General features: G+C 67.2%; 21 protein-coding genes. 15 read left to right on the forward strand and 6 right to left on the reverse strand.

All coding sequences use genetic code 11. The features are described from left to right. The first annotated feature begins 1 nt into the window (after position 1). Genes ACIPRS_RS11075 through ACIPRS_RS11085 form a run of 3 tightly spaced genes read left to right on the forward strand, consistent with a single transcriptional unit; the run spans position 2 to position 2,018 of the window. Entirely contained in the window at positions 2-1,636 is a 1,635-nt protein-coding gene (locus ACIPRS_RS11075; RefSeq protein ID WP_446538592.1) for an MFS transporter, read from the forward strand. After that, on the forward strand, positions 1,633-1,863 hold the full coding sequence (locus ACIPRS_RS11080) for a DUF1427 family protein (protein ID WP_446538593.1): 231 nt from the start codon (positions 1,633-1,635) through the stop codon (positions 1,861-1,863). The genes ACIPRS_RS11075 and ACIPRS_RS11080 overlap by 4 nt, the downstream gene beginning before the upstream one ends. Continuing rightward, positions 1,860-2,018, forward strand: a complete 159-nt coding sequence (locus ACIPRS_RS11085) for a DUF1427 family protein (protein WP_446538594.1) — start codon at positions 1,860-1,862, stop codon at positions 2,016-2,018. Before ACIPRS_RS11080 ends, ACIPRS_RS11085 begins: the two co-directional genes overlap by 4 nt. An 80-nt stretch (positions 2,019-2,098) precedes the next feature. Here ACIPRS_RS11085 and ACIPRS_RS11090 read toward each other — a convergent pair whose 3' ends face one another. After that, complete coding sequence (locus ACIPRS_RS11090) at positions 2,099-2,806, reverse strand: pirin family protein (RefSeq protein WP_192201475.1); 708 nt, start codon at positions 2,804-2,806, stop codon at positions 2,099-2,101. Positions 2,807-3,110: 304 nt separating this feature from the next. On the opposite strand from ACIPRS_RS11090, the gene fdxA reads away from it, so the two are divergent. Further along, entirely contained in the window at positions 3,111-3,434 is a 324-nt protein-coding gene (gene fdxA, locus ACIPRS_RS11095; protein ID WP_056881145.1) for a ferredoxin FdxA, read from the forward strand. A gap of 429 nt (positions 3,435-3,863) precedes the next feature. Here the strand turns inward: fdxA and ACIPRS_RS11100 are convergent, their stop codons facing one another. Next, positions 3,864-4,355 carry a hypothetical protein gene (locus ACIPRS_RS11100; protein ID WP_192201476.1) on the reverse strand — a complete coding sequence of 164 codons (492 nt, stop codon included), beginning with the start codon at positions 4,353-4,355 and terminating at the stop codon, positions 3,864-3,866. A 15-nt stretch (positions 4,356-4,370) separates the two neighbouring features. After that, positions 4,371-5,279: a 4-hydroxy-tetrahydrodipicolinate synthase gene (gene dapA, locus ACIPRS_RS11105; protein WP_446538595.1), complete on the reverse strand. Its 909-nt coding sequence runs from the start codon at positions 5,277-5,279 to the stop codon at positions 4,371-4,373. A 179-nt stretch (positions 5,280-5,458) separates the two neighbouring features. On the opposite strand from dapA, the gene ACIPRS_RS11110 reads away from it, so the two are divergent. From ACIPRS_RS11110 to ACIPRS_RS11130, 5 genes are all read left to right on the forward strand, one after another. Continuing rightward, entirely contained in the window at positions 5,459-6,019 is a 561-nt protein-coding gene (locus tag ACIPRS_RS11110; protein WP_142124317.1) for a glycine cleavage system protein R, read from the forward strand. A 2-nt stretch (positions 6,020-6,021) separates the two neighbouring features. Continuing rightward, complete coding sequence (locus tag ACIPRS_RS11115; protein ID WP_446538596.1) at positions 6,022-6,507, forward strand: peroxiredoxin; 486 nt, start codon at positions 6,022-6,024, stop codon at positions 6,505-6,507. A gap of 115 nt (positions 6,508-6,622) precedes the next feature. Next, positions 6,623-8,020: a PhoH family protein gene (locus tag ACIPRS_RS11120; RefSeq protein ID WP_337731069.1), complete on the forward strand. Its 1,398-nt coding sequence runs from the start codon at positions 6,623-6,625 to the stop codon at positions 8,018-8,020. Positions 8,021-8,075: 55 nt separating this feature from the next. Then, positions 8,076-8,570, forward strand: a complete 495-nt coding sequence (locus ACIPRS_RS11125; RefSeq protein WP_446538597.1) for a hypothetical protein — start codon at positions 8,076-8,078, stop codon at positions 8,568-8,570. 7 nt (positions 8,571-8,577) lie between these two features. Next, complete coding sequence (locus ACIPRS_RS11130) at positions 8,578-9,291, forward strand: YoaK family protein (RefSeq protein WP_337731071.1); 714 nt, start codon at positions 8,578-8,580, stop codon at positions 9,289-9,291. Between the two features lie 18 nt (positions 9,292-9,309). Here ACIPRS_RS11130 and ACIPRS_RS11135 read toward each other — a convergent pair whose 3' ends face one another. Further along, a complete protein-coding gene (locus tag ACIPRS_RS11135) occupies positions 9,310-10,446 on the reverse strand; it encodes an acyltransferase family protein (RefSeq protein WP_446538598.1) in 1,137 nt (378 codons plus the stop codon). Between ACIPRS_RS11135 and thiD the strand changes: the two genes are divergently transcribed. Both thiD and ACIPRS_RS11145 read left to right on the forward strand, forming a co-directional pair. Continuing rightward, complete coding sequence (gene thiD / locus ACIPRS_RS11140; RefSeq protein WP_446538599.1) at positions 10,437-11,243, forward strand: bifunctional hydroxymethylpyrimidine kinase/phosphomethylpyrimidine kinase; 807 nt, start codon at positions 10,437-10,439, stop codon at positions 11,241-11,243. The two genes, ACIPRS_RS11135 and thiD, sit on opposite strands and share 10 nt — an antisense overlap. Before the next feature lie 14 nt (positions 11,244-11,257). Then, on the forward strand, positions 11,258-12,097 hold the full coding sequence (locus ACIPRS_RS11145; protein ID WP_446538600.1) for an alpha/beta hydrolase family protein: 840 nt from the start codon (positions 11,258-11,260) through the stop codon (positions 12,095-12,097). Between the two features lie 7 nt (positions 12,098-12,104). Here the strand turns inward: ACIPRS_RS11145 and ACIPRS_RS11150 are convergent, their stop codons facing one another. Next, a complete protein-coding gene (locus tag ACIPRS_RS11150; protein WP_446538601.1) occupies positions 12,105-13,160 on the reverse strand; it encodes a diguanylate cyclase in 1,056 nt (351 codons plus the stop codon). A 116-nt stretch (positions 13,161-13,276) separates the two neighbouring features. Then, entirely contained in the window at positions 13,277-14,293 is a 1,017-nt protein-coding gene (gene galE / locus ACIPRS_RS11155; protein ID WP_337731076.1) for a UDP-glucose 4-epimerase GalE, read from the reverse strand. A 226-nt stretch (positions 14,294-14,519) separates the two neighbouring features. On the opposite strand from galE, the gene ACIPRS_RS11160 reads away from it, so the two are divergent. The 4 genes from ACIPRS_RS11160 to ACIPRS_RS11175 all read left to right on the forward strand — a co-directional run bounded on the left by ACIPRS_RS11160 (position 14,520) and on the right by ACIPRS_RS11175 (position 19,149). Continuing rightward, complete coding sequence (locus ACIPRS_RS11160; RefSeq protein WP_305079808.1) at positions 14,520-15,809, forward strand: nucleotide sugar dehydrogenase; 1,290 nt, start codon at positions 14,520-14,522, stop codon at positions 15,807-15,809. Positions 15,810-15,836: 27 nt separating this feature from the next. Continuing rightward, positions 15,837-16,844 (forward strand): NAD-dependent epimerase, encoded by a 1,008-nt coding sequence (locus ACIPRS_RS11165; RefSeq protein WP_446538602.1) that lies wholly within the window; start codon positions 15,837-15,839, stop codon positions 16,842-16,844. A 95-nt stretch (positions 16,845-16,939) separates the two neighbouring features. Next, positions 16,940-17,560 (forward strand): XrtA/PEP-CTERM system exopolysaccharide export protein, encoded by a 621-nt coding sequence (locus ACIPRS_RS11170; RefSeq protein WP_446538603.1) that lies wholly within the window; start codon positions 16,940-16,942, stop codon positions 17,558-17,560. Then, entirely contained in the window at positions 17,560-19,149 is a 1,590-nt protein-coding gene (locus ACIPRS_RS11175; RefSeq protein WP_192201487.1) for an XrtA system polysaccharide chain length determinant, read from the forward strand. Before ACIPRS_RS11170 ends, ACIPRS_RS11175 begins: the two co-directional genes overlap by 1 nt. The last annotated feature ends 10 nt before the right edge of the window (positions 19,150-19,159 follow it).

A 19,159-nucleotide genomic window follows, 5' to 3' on the forward strand; every position in this document is an offset into this window, starting at 1 on the left:
GATGGCGACGCCCGCACCCGTCGGACCCTGGTCACCGCTTCAGCAACCGACATTCCGCGCGTTGTGGCTGGCGATCCTGGTCGGCAACATCGGCACGTGGATCCATGATGTCGCCGCCGCCTGGGTCATGGCGGAAACCACCGGTTCGCCGCTGATGGTGGCCGCGGTGCAGTCCGCCACCACCCTGCCCGTCGTACTGCTGGCCATCGTGGCCGGCACGCTGGCCGACATCGTCGACCGGCGGCGCTACCTGATCATCGCGCAGCTGTGGATGCTGCTGGTCGCCAGCACGCTGGCGGTGCTGGCGCACCTGGACATGCTGCGGCCTTGGACGCTGGTGGCGCTGACGTTCGCGCTGGGCATCGGCGCTGCGATGGCGATGCCCGCGCAACAGGCGACCACGCCCGAGCTGGTACCGCGGCCGATGCTGGGGCCGGCGGTGGCGCTCGGCTCGTTGAGCATGAACATCGCGCGTTCCATCGGCCCCGCGCTCGGCGGCCTGATTGTGGCGCAGGCCGGCATCGCGTGGGCGTTCGCGGTGAACGCGTTGAGCTTCCTCGGCGTGGTGGTCGTGCTGTGGCGCTGGCGGCGCTCGCCGACATCCTCCGCTTTGCCACCGGAAACCTTCGGCGCGGCGCTGCGCGCCGGGCTGCGTTATGCCGGGCAGGCCTCGGTACTGCAGTCGGTTCTGGTGAAGGCCGCCTGCTTCTTCGTCTTCGCCAGCGCGTTGACCGCGCTGCTGCCCATCGTGGTGAAGCAGGAGCTGGGTGCCAGTGCAGGCACCTATGGCCTGCTGCTGGGCTGCATCGGCATCGGCGCGATCGCCGGTGCCATGCTGCTGCCGGCCCTGCGCACGCGGTTCGATCCCGACGCGATGGTACTCGCCGCCACCGGCGTCTACGCAGGCTGCATGGTGGCGCTCGCCCTGCTGCGCAACATCCCCGCGCTGTATGTGGTTTCGCTGCTCAATGGCTTCGCGTGGATCACGGTGCTGTCATCGCTGCAGATCGCCGCGCAGACTTCGGTGCCTGCGTGGGTACGGGCACGCGCGCTGTCGCTGTACATCGTGGTGTTTTCCGCAGGCATGGCGGTGGGCAGCCTGGGCTGGGGCCTGGTTGCCCAGGCCTACGGAACACCGACGGCGCTCATTGTGTCGGCGGCCGGCACCGTGATTGCCGCACTGGCCAGCTGGCGCTTCCGGCTGGGTGAAGCCGCGCGGGTCAACGTCACCCCATCCGGCCATTGGCCGCAACCGGTGGTCGCGGGTGATGTCGGCGGTGACCGCGGTCCGGTACTGGTGACGGTCGAGTACCGCGTGGATATCGCACGGCGCGAGGAATTCCTGGCCCGCATGCAGCCGTTGGGGCACGCACGCCGTCGCAACGGCGCCGTGCAATGGGGCGTGGCCGAGGACAGCACGCAGCCCGGCACCTACCTGGAGTACTTCGTCGACTGCTCCTGGCACGAGCACCTGCGCCAGCACGAACGCGTCACCGAAGACGAGCGCGCCCTGCAGGATGCGATCAAGGCGCTGCTGGAAGACCCGACCCACGCACCCGTCGTGCGGCATTTCATCGGCGGTGCGCCAGGCAATCCCGTGCCGGCGCCATCGCAGGCGCCCGGAGGCATGGCATGAACCTGAAATTCCTCGCGGGCGTGCTGCTGGGCTTCGCCATCGGCTTCGGTTGTCGCTGGATGGGCATCCCGGTGCCGGCACCGCCGGTGCTGGTGGGCGCGCTGCTGGTGGTGGCGATGACGCTGGGGTATGTCGTCGCCGACCGTTTCATGGCGCGCCGCGAAGCACGCCACGTCACCCACTGCGGCGGACCGACCGGCGAAACAAGACAGGGAGGACGCCCATGATGCTGACGGTGCTCGGCCTGGTGCTCGCACTGGCCATCGGCATGGGCTGCCGCCTGCTGGACGTGCCGCTGCCCGCGCCTCCCCGGCTGCAGGGCGCGCTGCTGGTAGTCGCCATGACGGCAGGCTTCCTGGTCGCCGAGCGCATGCACGCCTGATCGACCGCGTCCCGAGAACGGAAAAGGGTGCGCATCCGCGCACCCTTTCTGGTCGATGCAGGCGCCGCAGCGCCGCCTGCCTACTTCAACGGCGGCAGGTCGAATACCAGCACTTCCGCCCCGATGCCCTGGCCCACGCTGACCAGCGGCTCGCCTTCGTAAAGCAACGCATCGCCCGCCGACAGGGTACGGCCGTTGACGGTCACTTCGCCGCGCGCCACGTGCACGTAACCCAGGCGACCTTCGGCCAGGCGCAGTTCCGCCGCTTCATCCCCGTCGAACAGGCCGGCGTACAGGCGCGCATCCTGATGGATGGAGATCGAACCATCGGCGCCGTCCGGGCTGACCACCAGCCGCAGGCGGCCCTGCTTCTCTTCGGCGGCGAAGCGCTTCTCTTCGTACGAGGGCGCCACGCCCTGCTTGTCGGGGATGATCCAGATCTGCAGGAAATGCGTGGTCCCGGTTTCGCTGTAGTTGAATTCCGAATGCTGCACGCCGGTGCCGGCGCTCATGCGCTGCACATCGCCCGGCACGATGCTGGAGCTGGTACCCATCGAGTCCTTGTGGCCCAGCGCACCTTCCAGCACGTAGCTGATGATTTCCATGTCGCGGTGGCCGTGTTCGCCGAAGCCGCGGCCGGCGGCCACGCGATCCTCGTTGATCACGCGCAGCGGACCCCAGTGGACGTGCTTGTCGTCGAAATAGCTCGCGAAGGAGAAGCTGTGCCACGAGTCCAGCCAGCCGTGGTTGGCGTGGCCGCGAGCGGTGGCGGGGCGCAAGGTGATCATGGCGGTACTCCGGTGTGTGGTGAGGCGTGCAGCATGATCCTCGACACGAATGGGATAAATCCAACAAAAACCAATAGGTCGTTCCATTAATGGAAATATAGGCCAGGCAACCTGAGTAGCGCCAAGCCTGCTGGAACGATCAGGCAGGAGGCGCCGCAGCCCTGGCCGTCGCGCACGCGGACATTCCGTGCGTGCCACGCCCCGATCCGCGCGCAAGCGCACGGGGGCTGCCGAGAAACATTTCCATCCTGGATGACGCGGTGATTTAAACTTGCACGGTTTCCTTCGCTGCACATCCAACCTCATGCCCTTCGTCGTCACCGAAAACTGCATCAAGTGCAAGTACACCGACTGCGTGGAAGTCTGTCCTGTGGACTGCTTCCATGAAGGCCCCAACTTCCTGGTGATCGACCCGGACGAATGCATCGACTGCACGCTGTGCGAACCCGAGTGCCCGATCAATGCCATCTACCCGGAAGACGACGTGCCGGCTGGCCAGGAAGGCTACGTCGCGCTCAACGCCGAACTCTCCCGGGCATGGCCGGTGATCACCACGCGCAAGGATCCGCTGCCGGACGCAAAGGAATGGGAAGGCAAGCCGGACAAGCTGCCGCTGCTGGAGCGTTGACCGGCGCGCACTGCCGCACCATGCACATAAAAAAAGGCGCCGCGAGGCGCCTTTTTTCGTCATCCCGGCGAACGCCGGGATCCATGTCGCCTTTGCCGTGGCAGTCGGAGCGCACTCGCAGGATCAAGATGGGTCCCAGCGTGCGCTGGGACGACGGCAAACACCACTATCTCCGCCGCAACAGGCTGCTCATCGGCCAGCATGACCTCCAGCGCGGCGAGCCGCTCGACTGTCATCGGCAAGTTGGCGGGCCCGCCGCAAGCACATGGAAAAGGCGCCGTGAGGCGCCTTTTCGTCATCCCGGCGAACGCCGGGATCCATGTTGCCTTTGTCGTGGCAGTCGGAGTGCACACGCAGGATCAAGATGGATCCCAGCGTGCGTAAACGGGACGACGGCAGCACATCCTTCACCCCGCCGCAGCGGATTGATCACCCGCCCAGCTTGGCCTTCAGCGCCGCCAGCAGCTTGGTTGCGGCCGGCGACGTGGCCGGCAGGCCGCGCGGATCGACTGCCGTCACGTAGGCGCCGGCTTCGACGCCCGACACCCGGACGAGGAAGCTGGCCCCCTCGTAGCTGACGTCGTAGGTGCCCAGCAGCTGGGCCCGGCTTGCGATGGTGACGCCCTCGACGCCGGCGAGCGCTTCGCCCACGCGGGTGAACGCTTCGTCACGGGTACCGGCGACGGTGAAACCACCCGCGGCTGCGGGCGCTGCGGCCGCCGTGGCCTGGCTGGCGGCAGGTATCTGCATGGCGCCACTGGTGTTGGGCAGGTTGAGGTCCGGCGGCACTTCCAGCGGACGCGTTTCAGGCGCCAGCGCGTAGTCGCCCTTCGCGCCCTTCTTGAACCATGAGCAGCCGGCGACGGAAACGACCAGCAGCACCAGGGCAAGCGGACGCACGAGGGAAGACGAAAGACGCATGAGGATCTCCTGGGTTCAGGCCGCGAGGATGTCGCGGTTGGATTGTGCTTCCAGCGCCTGCGCCATGGCGGCGAGACGATCGGCAGTATCGGTATGGATGGAGGACAGCGAAAGCAGCGGCAGGCGCAGGCCATCGCCGAAGCCTGCGCGCTGCAGCAGCGCCTTCACCGGAATGGGGTTGGATTCCACGCCGAGGAAGGCATAGATCTCCTGCAATTGGGCATCCAGTCCGGCGACTGCGGCCGCCTCGCCCGAACGGGCGAGGTCGCACAGGCGGCGGAAGGTGCGCGGCAGGGCATTCGAGCCCACCGAGATGAGGCCATCGGCACCGGCCAGCATGGCGCGGGAGGCCGTCGGGTCGTCGCCGCTCAGGACCGCGAAGCCGTCCTTCCGCAGCGCCAGCAGGGCCGCCATGCGTTCGGGTTCGGCGCGCGCTTCCTTGATGCCCACGATGTTCGGATGATCGACGAGCTCGGCCACCGTTTCCGGCAACAGATCGCATCCGGTGCGGCCGGGCACGTTGTAGAGCACCACGGGCAATCCGCCCTGGTCGGCCACCGCCCGGTAATGCGCCACCAGCCCGGCCTGCGTCGGGCGCACGTAGGGCGGCGTGACGACCAGCGCGAGCTGCGCACCCGCTGCTGCCGCGCGTCGCGTGGCGGCAATGGTCTTGGCGGTATTCATCTGGCCGGTGCCGGCCAGCACGGGAATGCGCCCGCGCACGTCCTCCACCGCGATGCGCAGCAGTGTGTCGTATTCGTCGTCGGAGAGCGCAGCCGCTTCACCGGTCGATCCCGCCACCACCACGCCCTGCGTGCCTCCGTCCAGTTGCTGTTTGAGCAGCGAACGCCAGGCTTCCAGGTCGAGTTCGCCCGACGCCAGGAACGGCGTGGCCAGTGCGGTGATGCTGCCGGAAAGATGCAAGGGATGGCTCTCGGTGGGGTGTCCGGCGTCCGGAGGCGCCCATAAGCGCAGTTGGCCGGTTCGCCTGCAATGTCGGCCGCATGTTACTTGCGGGCTCAAAGGGCGGGCAAGTATGCTGCCTGCGTCGCCGGGACGCTGCCCGGCCGCCATTCAGCCTGACCGCAACGCCGGAAGCTCTCTTGACCGATTCCACGCCCCGGCCTTCGCCGACCGAAAACCACCTCCTGATCACCGCCTATACGACGCATCCGGAGTCGCCGCTTCTGTCGGTGACGCGCCGCATCGCCGACAGCGGCTGCAATCTGGTGGATGCCAGGCTGTCCACGGTGGGGCGCGACGTCTCCGTCACGGCGCTGGCGACGGGTTCGTGGGACGCGGTGGCGAAGCTGGAAACCATGCTCACGCGGCTCGAGCGCGACGAGGGCCTGAAGCTGGTGTTCTACCGCACCGGTCCCAAGGTGGTGCAGTCCAACCTGCTGCCCTACATCGTGGAAGTGGTGGCCGCGGACAAACCGGGCATCCTGTTCCAGCTGGCCGACTTCTTCGACCGCCAGGGCATCACCATCGAAAACCTGCAGAGCACGCGCTACCGCGCCATGCAGACCGGTGCGGAGATGTTCTCGGCGCAGGTGACCATCGGCGTGCCGGCCAACATGCACATCGCCGCGCTGCGCGACGACTTCCTTGAATTCTGCGACCATCTGAACCTGGACGCGATCATGGATCCGATGAAGTTCTGACGATGACGGCGAAAAGCGCGAACGCCCTGCCCAAATCGACACTGAAACTGCCGCTGGCCTTGTCCGGCGGCGAGACCACCACCCTCGCCGACCATGCCGGCCACTGGCTGGTGCTGTACTTCTACCCGAAGGACAGCACGCCCGGGTGCACCACCGAGGGCCTGGACTTCAATGCGCTGCTGCCGAAGTTCCGGAAACTGGATGCCACCGTGCTGGGCGTCTCGCGCGACTCGGTGAAGTCGCACGACAACTTCTGCGCAAAGCAAGGGTTCAAGTTCCCGCTGGTGAGCGATGCCGACGAAGCGCTGTGCAGGGCCTTCGACGTGATCCACGAAAAGAACATGTACGGCCGCAAGGTGCTGGGCGTGGTGCGCAGCACGTTCCTGATCTCGCCCGACGGCCGCATTGCACAGGAATGGCGCGGCGTGAAGGTTCCCGGCCATGCCGACGCCGTGCTGGACGCCCTGAAGGCCCACCAGGCCCAGTGACCGAATTCCCCTCCACCCCATCCACCATCCCGCGCCGCGGCGGGTCATGGTGGTTCGCTGCTGTCCGCGGAAAAGTCGCCCGTGTTCACACATCTTCCTCGATGAGGTTGCCCGAATGACCCGTAGCAAGCGTATCTATGTGTTGGACACCAACGTGCTGATGCACGACCCCACCGCGCTGTTCAAGTTCGAGGAACACGACGTCTACCTGCCGATGCAGGTGATCGAGGAACTGGACAACGGCAAGAAGGGCACGTCGGAAGCGAGCCGCAATGCGCGGCAGGTCAGCCGCTTCCTCAATGAACTGGTCGAGACCTCCGGCCTGGACAACGTGGCCGCCGGCATTCCGCTGATCCAGCCGAACAGCCTGCAACTGCGAGGCTCGCAGAGCGCGGGCCTGCTCCGCTTCCAGACCAGCCATTTCGACGCCGGCAAGAGCTTCGGCGCGGTCATCCCCGACAACGCCATCCTCGGCGCCATCCTCGCGCTGAAGGAGAGCGAGCCGGAGATCCCGGTGGTGTTCGTGTCCAAGGACATCAACCTGCGCATCAAGGCGGCGATTGCCGGGATCGTGTCGGAGGATTACGAGAACGACCGCGCGCTGGACGATTTCAGCCTGCTGTACACCGGCGCGGATCCGCTGCCGGAGGACTTCTGGCAGCGCCACGGCAAGGACCTGCGCTCCTGGACCGACAAGGGACGCACGTATTACGAAGTCACCATGACCGAGGGCGCAGGCTGGTACCCGAACCAGTACCTCTACCTGCCCGGTGATGACGAATCGGAGTTCCGCGTCAGCCGGGTGGAAGGCGACAAGGCGACGCTGCAGATCGTCGACGACTTCCGCCACAGCCAGCACGCGGTATGGGGCATCAATGCGCGCAACCGCGAGCAGAATTTCGCACTCAACGCGCTGATGGATCCGGAAGTCGACTTCGTCACCCTGCTCGGCACCGCCGGCACCGGCAAGACGCTGCTGGCACTGGCGGCCGGCCTGGCGCAGACGATGGACCAGCAGCGCTACCGCGAGATCATCATGACCCGCGCCACGGTCAGCGTGGGCGAGGACATCGGCTTCCTGCCCGGTACGGAAGAGGAAAAGATGACGCCTTGGATGGGCGCGCTGACCGACAACCTGGAAGTACTGACGCACAACCAGGAAGGCGGTGCGTGGGGGCGCGCGGCGACCAACGACCTGCTCGCCTCGCGCATCAAGATCCGCTCGATGAACTTCATGCGCGGGCGCACGTTCCTGTCGCGCTACCTGATCCTCGATGAGGCGCAGAACCTCACGCCCAAGCAGATGAAGACGCTGATCACCCGCGCCGGCCCGGGCACCAAGATCGTGTGCCTCGGCAACGTGGAGCAGATCGACACGCCGTACCTTACCGAGACGACATCCGGCCTGACCTACGCGGTGGACCGCTTCAAGAACTGGGCGCACAGCGCGCACATCACGCTGCGGCGTGGCGAGCGGTCGCGTCTGGCGGATTACGCGTCGGAAGTGCTGTAACGGCGTGTGGCCGCTGCGCTCACCGGTCAGCGCAGCGGCCACACGTGAACCCGCCATGCACGATCCCTACGCCCCGACACACTACGCCTCGGATCCCGTCCTGCAGGACGCGGAGGCTACGGCACCGCACGGCATGCAATGGCGGCGCATCGTGCTTGCCAGCGCAGCGATTTTCCTGGCGATCGCAGTGTCGGCCACCGTTTCCGCATTCTCCCTGTCGATGCTTGCACTACGCTTCGCAGACGGCCGGTGGCAGGACGTGGCGGACATCTCTTACATCGTCCAGAGCACGATCTTCGTCCTCGTCGCCTCGGCAGGCTACGGGTGGTTCGCCGCAGGCGTCAGGTATCGACGCCTGCTGCATGTACTGATCGCCTGGAGCCTGGTCCAGTTGGCTGCGCTCGCCGTTCTGCTTGTCGTTCGACCGGGCGGCCTCGGTCCTCCCGCTTGGCAGCCCTGGCTGCTGGAACTCCTGCCTGCGTTCACCGGTTGGGCGCTGACGGGTCTGTGGCCGGGACGCAGCCGCCGCGCCCCGCGCGTGACGGGGTAATCCGGTCATGGGTCTGCACCTTCCCCGCTGGGTCTGGATCGGCGCCGTCCTGCTGGCGTGCGTGGCGGGGATGGTCAATGTCATCGGCTACCTCGGCTTCGAACACCAAGCCGTGAGCCACCTGACCGGCACCACCAGCCTGCTGGGCGCGGCGATCGCGCATGGCGACCTCCGTTCCGTGATCCACCTGTGGGGCGTGCTGATCGCGTTCTGCGCAGGCGCGATGCTGAGCGGCCTGATCATCCAGGACCAGACGCTGAAACTGGGGCGTCGCTACGGCGTGGTACTGGCCCTGGAAGCGGTCGTGCTGCTCGCCGCGATTCCGCTGTTCAAGCAGGAACAGATCTGGGGCGCCCTGCTCGCCGCCATGGCGTGCGGACTGCAGAACGCGATGGTCACCACCTACAGCGGTGCCGCCGTCCGTACCACGCACCTCAGCGGCATGTTCACCGACCTCGGCATCGGACTGGGCCACCTGCTGCGCGGGATGCCGCTGCCGGTGCGCCGACTGACCCTCAGCGGCCTGATCATCAGCGGTTTCCTCGCCGGAGGCGTGCTCGGCGCGTGGCTGTACCTGCGCCTGGCCTACGACGCGCTGCTGGTGCCCGCGATGCTCACCGGGCTCACGGGTATCGCGCACGTCGTATATCTGCATCGACGTTTCGTCGATACGGGCACGGAGCCGGTGGATCACGGCGTCGAACGCGGACCACCGGATTGATCCGTCCTTTCCCGGGTCTCAGTGCCTGAATCGCTCGCGTAGCCGGATCAGCGGCTTCTCCACCGCGAAATAGCTGGCGCAGGCCGCCAGGAAAGGCAGGACGATCGCCAACGGCAGCATCTCGCGGGCGAGCGGGACATTCCTGCCCAGGAAGATCTGTTGCCACAGATAGAGCGAGTAGCTGATCGTACCGATGAACACGGCCACCTGGCTGTTCAGCACGCGGTCGATTCCGGCATTGACCCGGAACACGACACCGAGCAGGCAGACCGCGATGGCGATGTTGACCAGCGTCGCACCCACCGGCAGGTAGAACGACGGCCACTCGGAGAACGACGCCGCCACCACGGCAACCAGCGCCGCGAGCGGATAGGCTGCCGCCGGAATCGCGCCCGCCAACCGCTCCTTGCCGAACCGGTGCACCAGCAGCGCTGTCAGGCAACCCGTGGCCAGTGAATCCGCCACGTACTGGAACTCTTCGTCGATCCCGATGCGCGCCTGCGGCCACCCCATCCACGCGACCACACGCACCAGCGGTGCCAGCGCGATGATGACCCCCACCACGACGGCGGCGCGCTTGCCCGACCACAGGAACAGCAAGGGCCAGAGCAGGTAGAACTGCTCCTCCACCGCCAGCGACCACAGGTGCCCCAGCGCCCATCCACGGTCGTGGTGGTAATCCATCGTGTAGGTCAACGCATGCAGCACGTCCCCGGGCTTCAGCGTCGCCCAGCCGATGGACGCCACCACGACCGCGCACGCAATGTACAGATAGGCAGCGGGGAAGATCCGGATCGTCCTGCGCAGGTAGAAGTCGCGCAACGAAACACGCCCCCGCCGGCTGCGTTCGTCGATCAGCAGCGTGGTGATCAGGAAACCGGAGAGCACGAAGAAGATCGCCACGCCGAAGCGTGCGATGTCGAGCACGAGCAGGTTCCTGATCACCACCGGGAACTGGGGAAGGCCGGCGGCGTGCCCCAGCAGGACCATGAGCACGGCGATCGCGCGCACGCCATCGAGCCCTGAAAGCCGTTTTCCCACGCCATCCCCTGTCGCCGTTCCCGGCACGCCTTGCGATACCCCCCTAGACGCAGGATGCGCGCCAACGGGGCCATCCGGCGCGAGGCTGACGGCATAATGGCCGCATGCGCTCACCTTCCATCGTCTCCGCCCTGACCATCGCCGGTTCCGATTCCGGTGGCGGCGCCGGCATCCAGGCCGACCTCAAGACCTTCGCGGCGCACCGCGTGCACGGCCTCTCCGCGATCGCTGCGCTGACCGCGCAGCACACCCGGGGCGTGACCGCAGTGAACGTGCCGCCGATGGAATTCCTGCGCGCGCAGCTGGATGCGTGCTTCGAGGACTTCGATATCCGCGCGGTCAAGCTGGGGATGCTGGCCACCGCCGAGGTGATCGGCACCGTGGTCGAAGCGCTCGTCCGGCACCGCCCTGGCACGGTTGTCGTCGACCCGGTGATGGTCGCCACCAGTGGCGCGAGGTTGCTGGAGAACAACGCGCTGGACGCCATGCGCCGCCAGTTGCTGCCGCTGGCCGACGTGCTGACACCCAATCTGCCCGAAGCCGAACTGCTGCTGGGGCGCACGATCCCCGATGTGCAGGCGATGCGCGACGCGGCGCGGGACCTGCTGGCGCTGGGCGCGCATGCCGTGTTCCTCAAGGGCGGCCATCTGCCCGGCGACGGGGACGTCGTCGACCTGTATGCGGATGCGGAAGGCGTGGCGGAAACGGCACATCCGCGCCTCGCACTTGAAGCCCATGGCACCGGCTGCACGCTGGCGTCCGCCATCGCGGCCCGCCGGGCGCAGGGCATGGCGATGAAGGAGGCCTGCCTCGCCGCATCCGACTACGTGCACGCCGGGCTCCGGGGCGGCTACCGCCCGGGACGCAGCGACATCCTCGTGCTGGACCATTTCGGCGCCGCGCCCGTCTGATGGACGACATCCACATGCCCACGATTTCAGCGCAGGACATCCCGCTGACCACGCCCGACGGCCATGCGTATGCGTTGATGGCGCGCATCCCCGCGCAGGCGAACTCCGCCGTGCTGTGGGTCCCCGCCCTCGGCGTGGCGGCGCGGCATTACATGCCGTTCGCGGAGGGCCTGGCCGCACGCGGCATGGCGGTGTTCGTGCACGAATGGCGCGGCAACGGCAGCAGCTCGCTGCGCGCGGACCGTCGCCACGACTGGGGCTACCGAGAGCTGCTGGGCATGGACCTGCCGACGAGTCATGCGGAACTCCGCCGGCAGCTACCCGATATGCCGCATGTGATCGGCGGGCACAGCCTGGGTGGGCAACTCGCGGCCTGCCATCTGGGCCAGCATCCCGACGCATTCGCAGGGCTGTGGCTGGTCGGCAGCGGCACGCCTTACTGGCGTGCGTTCCCCGCGCCCCGCGGCTACGCGCTGCCGTTCTTCTACCAGTTCGCGCCCTGGCTGGCACGCGCATGCGGTGCGCTGCCCGGTCGTCGCCTGGGATTTGGCGGCGACGAAGCACGCAGCCTGATCCGCGACTGGGCACGCGTGGGCCTGAGCGGCCGCTATCGCGCCGCCGGCTTGCCGGCGGATCTGGAAGCCGGCATGCGCCGGGTCCAGGCACCACTCCATGGCGTGCTCTTCGACGACGACTGGCTGGCGCCGGAAAGCTCGCTGCGCGCGCTGGCGGCCAAGATGCCCGGAAGCCCGACCCGCGTCACCACGCTGCACCACGCGGCGCTGGGCACGCATGCGGATCACTTCGCCTGGATGAAACAACCCGCCGCCGTGATCGACGCCCTGCTGTCCTGATCGCGGATCAGCAGCCCACGACGATGCTGTCGCGTCCCTGCGCCTTGGCACGGTAGAGCGCACTGTCCGCGCTGTTGATCCAGTCCGATACCGATGCGATGCCGGGATGCGCTTCGGACAGGCCGATGCTGACGGTGCAGCGCAGGCCGCGTGCGGAAAAGGCACAGGCGGCCACCTGCCGCCGCAGCCGCTCCGCCGCCACGATCGCTTCTTCCCAGCGCGTATCGGGCATGACGACGCCGAACTCGTCGCCGCCATACCGGCCGCCCGTGTCCACATCGCGCAGGCAGACCTTCAACAATCGCGCGAACTCTTCCACCACTTCATCCCCGACCGTGTGGCCGTAGCCGTCGTTGATGTCCTTGAAGCGGTCGATGTCGATCAGCACCAGCACCGCCGTCCGGCCCGAGCGCTGGAAGCGCTTGAGCTCGGTGGTGGCGGCATGCAGCCATTGCTGCCGGTTCATCAGCCCGGTGGCCGCATCGAAGCGCGCCATCTTCTCCAGCAGGTCCTTCTGCTGCCGCGCCTTGCGCGACAGCGAATGGGTGGCAACGCCGATCGCCATCGGATAGATGGCCAGGAACGGCAGGCAGGCCAGGACCACGGGGTAGCTGGTGTAGGGATCGAAGGCAAAACCCCACGCTGCGCTGGCCGCCAGGCAGGTCAGCACCATCGTGCCCAGCGTGCGGATGCCGAAGCGTCCACCGCCGATGATCACCTTGTCCATCGTCAGCATCACCGCCAGCAGCACGCTGGGCAGCGCATCGAAGTGCATGGCGGCGATCCAGAAGCCGCCCATCGCCGCATCGAAGGTCAGGTTCTGGAATTCGGCCTGGATGGGTTCATCGCGGCTCAGCTTCACCCGCAGGTAGGCCAGGTGCGGCCACAGGAAGCCATTGGCGACCAGCAGCGCCCACAGGGCGGGCGACGCCGAATGTTCGTAAAGCACGGCCGCCACGCATATCGCGCCCAGCCCCAGCCCCAGCGCGCGCATGCGGTACATGCGCAGGCCATAGCGTGAGCGGTTCTGTTCCGCCATGTCGCGTGCAGCGTCGGAGGACAAGCGGATCCAGGCGGTGGGAATTGAGCGGATTCTCGGCCAATCACGCGGGCGGTACCAGCCCGCGACACGACGCCGCGCCCCCGCTTATGCCAACCGGGTCACGTTAGGCGCATCGATCACGCCGCCGGGTAGCCCTGGGGATTCCGGGATTGCCAGCGCCACGCATCGCGGCACATCGCTTCCACCCCCAGCTCGGCCTGCCAGCCGAGCGCCTGCCGGGCCAACGAGGGATCCGCGTACACCTCCGCCACGTCGCCGGGGCGCCGCGCGACCACTTCGTAGGGAATGTCCCGCGCGGCCGCCTCCGCGAATGCCTTCACCAGCTGCAGCACGCTGACCCCCTGGCCCGTGCCCAGGTTGACGGTCAGGTTGCGTTGCTCGCGGGCAAGGAAATCCAGCGCATCGGCATGCGCGCGCGCCAGGTCCATCACGTGGATGTAGTCGCGCACACCGGTGCCGTCCAGGGTTGGCCAGTCACCGCCAAACACGCTCAGCCGGTCGCGGCGCCCCACCGCCACCTGGCAGATGTACGGCATCAGGTTGTTGGGAATGCCGGTGGGATCTTCGCCGATGAGCCCCGATGCATGCGCGCCCACCGGGTTGAAGTAGCGCAGGTTCGCGGCATGGAATCCCGCATCGCTGCGGCACAGGTCGCCGATGAGCTCTTCCATCACCAGCTTGGTGCGGCCATAGGGATTGGTGACCTGGAGGCTCGCATCTTCGCGCACGGGTACGCTGGCGGGGTCTCCGTAGACCGTGGCGGAGGAGCTGAATACCAGCCGCCTGACGCCGGCCGCCTGCATGCCGTGCAACAGGTTGAGCGTGCCACCGATGTTGTTGTGGAAATAGTCCAGCGGACGCTCGCAGGATTCGCCCACCGATTTCAGCGCGGCGAAATGCACGACCGCATCGAACGGCTGGCGTTCGAAGAATCGCGAGACGGCCTCGCGTTCGCGCAGGTCCAGCGGCTGGAAAGGCACCGGGTGGCCAGTGATCTGCTGCAGCCGGGTCAGCACGCCCGGCGAGCTGTTGCTGAAATTGTCGGCCACCACCACATCGTGGCCGCGTTCCACCAGCACCACGTAGGTGTGCGCGCCGATGTAGCCGGCGCCGCCGCACAACAGGATCCGCATCTCGACTCCCCCGGTCGCAGGTCGCAGGTCGCGCCATCTTCCCGATGGACGATTGCCCCTTGTTACGCAGGCAGCGGCCCATTCAGGCCAATCCTGGCGCGTGTCCTCCCGGGCGTGCTTTGGACGTTGATCGACTCGACACCAGGCCGGGAACCGGGCGAACGCGCCCACCGCGCCACCGTATAGACTTCTCGACAGACGCGACACACAGGGGATCTCCACATCGATGAACGCACCACTGCCTACCCTGGACCAGGCCAGGATCGCCGTGATTGGACTGGGGTATGTCGGCCTTCCGCTGGCCGTCGCCTTCGGCCGCAGGTTTCCGACCCTCGGGTTCGACATCAACGGCAAGCGCGTGGCCGAACTGCGCGGGCATCATGACCACACGCTGGAAGTGACCGCCGAGGAACTGCGCGACACGCCGCAGCTCGACTTCAGCGACGATCCGGCCGCGCTGGCGGGCTGCAACGTATTCATCGTCACCGTCCCCACGCCGATCGACGACTACAAGCGCCCCGACCTGCATCCGCTGGAATCCGCCAGCCGCGCCGTCGGCCGCGCCATCGGCAAGGGCGCGGTCGCCATCTACGAATCCACCGTCTATCCCGGTGCGACCGAGGAAGTCTGCGTGCCGATCATCGAGCGCGAATCCGGGCTTGTCTTCAACCGGGATTTCTACGCCGGCTACAGCCCCGAGCGCATCAATCCCGGCGACAAGCAGCACCGGCTGGAGACGATCATGAAGGTCACCTCCGGTTCCAGCCCCGAGGTGGCCGACTTCGTGGACGCGCTGTACGGGAGCATCATCACGGCCGGCACCCACAAGGCCAGCAGCATCCGCGTGGCGGAAGCCGCCAAGGTCATCGAGAACACCCAGCGCGACGTCAACATCGCGCTGATCAACGAACTGGCCCTGATCTTCCACCGCCTGGGCATCGACACCCACGAAGTGCTGGAAGCCGCCGGCACCAAGTGGAACTTCCTGCCATTCCGCCCCGGCCTGGTCGGCGGCCACTGCATCGGCGTGGATCCGTACTACCTGACCCACAAGGCGCAACAGATCGGTTACCACCCGGACGTGATCCTGGCCGGACGACGCATCAACGACGGCATGGGCAGCCATGTCGCCCGCCGCGTGGCCAAGCTGATGGCCAAGCGCAACCTGCCCACGGCCGGCGCCAGGGTGCTGGTGCTGGGCCTGGCCTTCAAGGAAAACTGCCCCGACGTGCGCAATACGCGGGTGGTGGACATCGTGTCCGAACTGCGCAGCTACAACACCCACGTCGACGTGCACGATCCCTGGGTCAATGCGGACGAAGCGCGGCACGAATACGGCCTGGAACTGGTGGCGGAGCCACAGGCCGGCCAGTACGATGCCATCATCCTGGCGGTCGCGCACCGGGAGTTCACCGAACGGGGCGCCGAAGGTGTCCGCGCACTCGGCAAGCCCGGCGCCGTGCTCTTCGACGTGAAGCGGGCCCTGCCCCGCCACGCCGTCGACGACTGCCTGTAAGCGACCCGATTCCACGAGATCCTGTTGATGCGCGTACTGGTCACCGGCGCTGCCGGCTTCATCGGCTCCCACCTCAGCCATCGCCTGCTCGATCGCGGCGACGAGGTGCTGGGGTATGACAACCTCAATGCCTACTACGACCCCACGTTGAAGGAGGCCCGCCTGGCCCGGCTCCTGCCGAAGGCGGGCTTCCATTTCGTGCGCGGCTCGCTGGAAGACCGCACGGCACTGGAGGCGGCTTTCGATGCGTTCAAGCCGCAGCGCGTGGTCAACCTGGCCGCCCAGGCCGGCGTGCGCTACTCGCTGGAGAACCCGCACGCCTACATCGACAGCAACATCGTCGGCTTCACCAACATCCTGGAAGCCTGCCGGCACCGCGGCATCGAGCATCTCGTCTACGCATCGTCCAGTTCGGTCTATGGCGCGAACCGGAAACTGCCGTTCGCGGTGGAGGACAGCGTCGACCATCCGGTCAGCCTGTACGCGGCCACCAAGAAGGCCAACGAACTGATGGCGCACACCTACAGCCACCTGTTCGGCATGCCCACCACCGGACTGCGCTTCTTCACCGTGTACGGCCCATGGGGCCGGCCGGACATGGCGCTGTTCCTGTTCACGAAGAACATCCTCGAGGGCAAGCCCATCGATGTGTTCAACCACGGCCACCACAGCCGCGACTTCACCTTCGTCGACGACATCGTGGAAGGCGTGATCCGCACGCTGGACACCGTGCCCGGCCCGGATCCGGCGTACGACCCGCTGCTGCCGAACCCGGGATCGTCCAGCGCCCCGTACCGCGTCTACAACATCGGCAACCACCAGCCCGTGCAGCTGCTGCGCTACATCGAGGTGCTGGAGGACTGCCTGGGCCGCAAGGCGGAGAAGCGCCTGCTGCCGATGCAACCCGGCGACGTGCCCGACACCGAAGCCGACGTGGAAGCCCTGCGCCGCGATACCGGCTATTCGCCGACGACGCCCATCGAGACCGGCATACGCCGGTTCGTGGACTGGTACCGGACGTTCTACGCCGAGTAAGCCCGATCAGGAGCGCCGGCAAGGCGCTCCGCAGTGGCCGGATTCCCCTGTCGCCGCCGTTGTTACCGGCATCAGCAACTCCAGGGGATCCTCCGATGAAACGCCTCTTTGCCGGCCTTGCCGCCACCTTCCTTTCCGTGCTGCTGGCGTCGTGCGCCACATCCTCCGGCAGCGAGACGCCACCACCTGCGACAAGCACGCTGGGTACCGATGCGTACCACATCGGCGTGGACGACATCGTGCAGGTCTCCGTGTGGCGCAACCCGGAACTCGGCATCACCGTGCCGGTGCGTCCCGACGGCATGATTTCGGTGCCGTTGGTGGGCGACGTGCCGGCCGGCGGCCGCACCCCGGGGGACGTCGCGAAAGACATCCAGGAACGCCTGGCGACCTACGTGCGTGATCCGCAGGTGGCCGTGATCCTGACCGACCTGCGCAGCCACGAGTATCTGTCCCGGGTGCGCGTCACCGGTGCCGTCCGCCAGCCCGTGTCGCTGCCCTACCGCCCCGGCATGACGGTGCTGGATGCCGTGCTCGCCGCCGGTGGCATCACCGAGTTCGCGGCCGCCGACAGGTCCGACCTGCACCGCAAGGGCGCCGAGCAGACCCAGACCTATGCGGTCCGGCTTGACCGCATCCTCAACCGCGGCGACCTGAGCACCAACTACACGGTGTCGCCCGGCGACGTCATCACCGTTCCCGAGCGCACGTTCTGATGAGCCAGAGCAATCTTCCCGCGCGGCGCGGATACGCTGCGCCGGCCGCGCCTGCGGGCGCGCTGTCGCCCAACGAACTGGCCCCGATCCTGCTGCGCGAAGCACGTCGCCACCGCGTGGCGCTGGTCGGCATCTTCGCCGGCGTCGCCCTGCTGACGCTGGTGGTCGGATTGCTGGTGCTGCCGAAGAACTACACCGCCTCGACGACGATCCTGGCGCAGGAAAGCGACATCATCCAGCCGCTGCTGGAAGGCCGCGCAGTGGCGACCGGCGTCGTGGACCGTGCCGGCATGGCCCGGCAGGTGATCTACAGCCAGCGGGTCCTGCAGGATGCGCTGAAAACCGGCGGCTGGCTGGAAAACGTGCCCAACGCCGTCCAGCAGGACCGCCTGATGGAACAGATCAAGGGCCGCATCGCGATCACCAGCCCGCGCCCCAACCTGATCCAGATCACCTACCGCGACAGCGATGCCAAGCGCACCTACGAGGTGACGGAGCGCCTGAGCGACATGTTCATCAAGGAGAGCCTGGCGGCGAAGGAGCGCGAAAGCCGCGAGGCCTACGAGTTCATCAACAAGCAGGTGCAGGACTACCACGCCAAGCTGCTTGAGGCCGAAGAGCGCCTGCGTGCATACCGCTCGGCCAACACCGACGCCCAGCCCGGCAGTGCGACCGATGCCAACACGCGCATCAGCTCGCTGCGCACCACGGTCGAACAGACCCGCATGGCACTGCTCGAACAGCGCTCGCGCGAAGGCGCGATCGCCTCGCAGCTCTCCGGCGAATCGGCGGTCACCGCCGTGCAGACGCGCGAAAGCCTGTACCGCGGGCAATTGCTGGAACTGCAAGGTCAACTGGACCGCCTGCTGCTGAACTACACCGAGCAGCACCCGGACGTCGTGCGGGTGCGCCACCAGATGGCCGACCTGCAACAGTCGATGGTCAATGAGCAGAACCGTCGCGCCTCCGCGCCGCAGGGCGGGAGTCCGTTCGACGAAGCCCAGATGAACCCGCTGTACCAGGAGCTGCGCAGCCAACAGGCGCAGACCCGTCGTGAAGTGGCGGCGACCGCATCGCGCATGTCGATCGCGGAGTCGATGCTCAACGACGAACTCAACCGCAGCCGGCGCATCGCCGATTCCGAAAGTGCGCTGGCCGAACTCACGCGCGACTACGAGGTCAACCGCGACATCTACCAGGACCTGCTGCGCCGGCGCGAGAACGCCCGCGTCTCCATGCAGCTGGACCGCGAAGAACGCGGCCTGACCCTGCGCGTACAGGATCCCGCGACGATGCCGTTGCGCCCGACGGGCCTGCGCTTCATGCACTTCGCCATCGGCGGGCTGCTGATGGCGGTGGGCATTCCCCTCGGCCTGCTGTTCCTGCGCGCACGCTTCGATCCGCGCATCCGCTCGGCGCACCAGGTGCAGCGTCTCACCGACCGGCCGCTGCTCACCGTGGTACCGACCTACCACTCGCCGCGTGACCGTCGCCAGGAGTTGACCCGCAACGCGATGAGCGTCGGCATCCTCCTGGTCGTCGTGCTCGCGTATGGGCTCGTGTTCGGCCTCAAGCAGCTTGCCGCCTGAGGCCTCCGCC

The organism is Pseudoxanthomonas sp. LARHCG66 (assembly GCF_052871755.1).

Excerpts from the sequence above, each read along its gene's own strand:
- ACIPRS_RS11075 (WP_446538592.1), top strand. The coding sequence starts at position 2 with ATGGCGACGCCCGCACCCGTCGGACCCTGGTCACCGCTTCAGCAACCG.
- thiD (WP_446538599.1), top strand. The coding sequence starts at position 10,437 with ATGCGCTCACCTTCCATCGTCTCCGCCCTGACCATCGCCGGTTCCGAT.
- ACIPRS_RS11175 (WP_192201487.1), top strand. The coding sequence starts at position 17,560 with ATGAGCCAGAGCAATCTTCCCGCGCGGCGCGGATACGCTGCGCCGGCC.
- ACIPRS_RS11160 (WP_305079808.1), top strand. The coding sequence starts at position 14,520 with ATGAACGCACCACTGCCTACCCTGGACCAGGCCAGGATCGCCGTGATT.
- ACIPRS_RS11125 (WP_446538597.1), top strand. The coding sequence starts at position 8,076 with ATGCACGATCCCTACGCCCCGACACACTACGCCTCGGATCCCGTCCTG.
- ACIPRS_RS11120 (WP_337731069.1), top strand. The coding sequence starts at position 6,623 with ATGACCCGTAGCAAGCGTATCTATGTGTTGGACACCAACGTGCTGATG.
- ACIPRS_RS11130 (WP_337731071.1), top strand. The coding sequence starts at position 8,578 with ATGGGTCTGCACCTTCCCCGCTGGGTCTGGATCGGCGCCGTCCTGCTG.
- ACIPRS_RS11170 (WP_446538603.1), top strand. The coding sequence starts at position 16,940 with ATGAAACGCCTCTTTGCCGGCCTTGCCGCCACCTTCCTTTCCGTGCTG.
- fdxA (WP_056881145.1), top strand. The coding sequence starts at position 3,111 with ATGCCCTTCGTCGTCACCGAAAACTGCATCAAGTGCAAGTACACCGAC.
- ACIPRS_RS11145 (WP_446538600.1), top strand. The coding sequence starts at position 11,258 with ATGCCCACGATTTCAGCGCAGGACATCCCGCTGACCACGCCCGACGGC.
- ACIPRS_RS11085 (WP_446538594.1), top strand. The coding sequence starts at position 1,860 with ATGATGCTGACGGTGCTCGGCCTGGTGCTCGCACTGGCCATCGGCATG.
- ACIPRS_RS11080 (WP_446538593.1), top strand. The coding sequence starts at position 1,633 with ATGAACCTGAAATTCCTCGCGGGCGTGCTGCTGGGCTTCGCCATCGGC.
- ACIPRS_RS11090 (WP_192201475.1), bottom strand. The coding sequence starts at position 2,806 with ATGATCACCTTGCGCCCCGCCACCGCTCGCGGCCACGCCAACCACGGC.
- ACIPRS_RS11100 (WP_192201476.1), bottom strand. The coding sequence starts at position 4,355 with ATGCGTCTTTCGTCTTCCCTCGTGCGTCCGCTTGCCCTGGTGCTGCTG.
- galE (WP_337731076.1), bottom strand. The coding sequence starts at position 14,293 with ATGCGGATCCTGTTGTGCGGCGGCGCCGGCTACATCGGCGCGCACACC.
- ACIPRS_RS11165 (WP_446538602.1), top strand. The coding sequence starts at position 15,837 with ATGCGCGTACTGGTCACCGGCGCTGCCGGCTTCATCGGCTCCCACCTC.
- ACIPRS_RS11115 (WP_446538596.1), top strand. The coding sequence starts at position 6,022 with ATGACGGCGAAAAGCGCGAACGCCCTGCCCAAATCGACACTGAAACTG.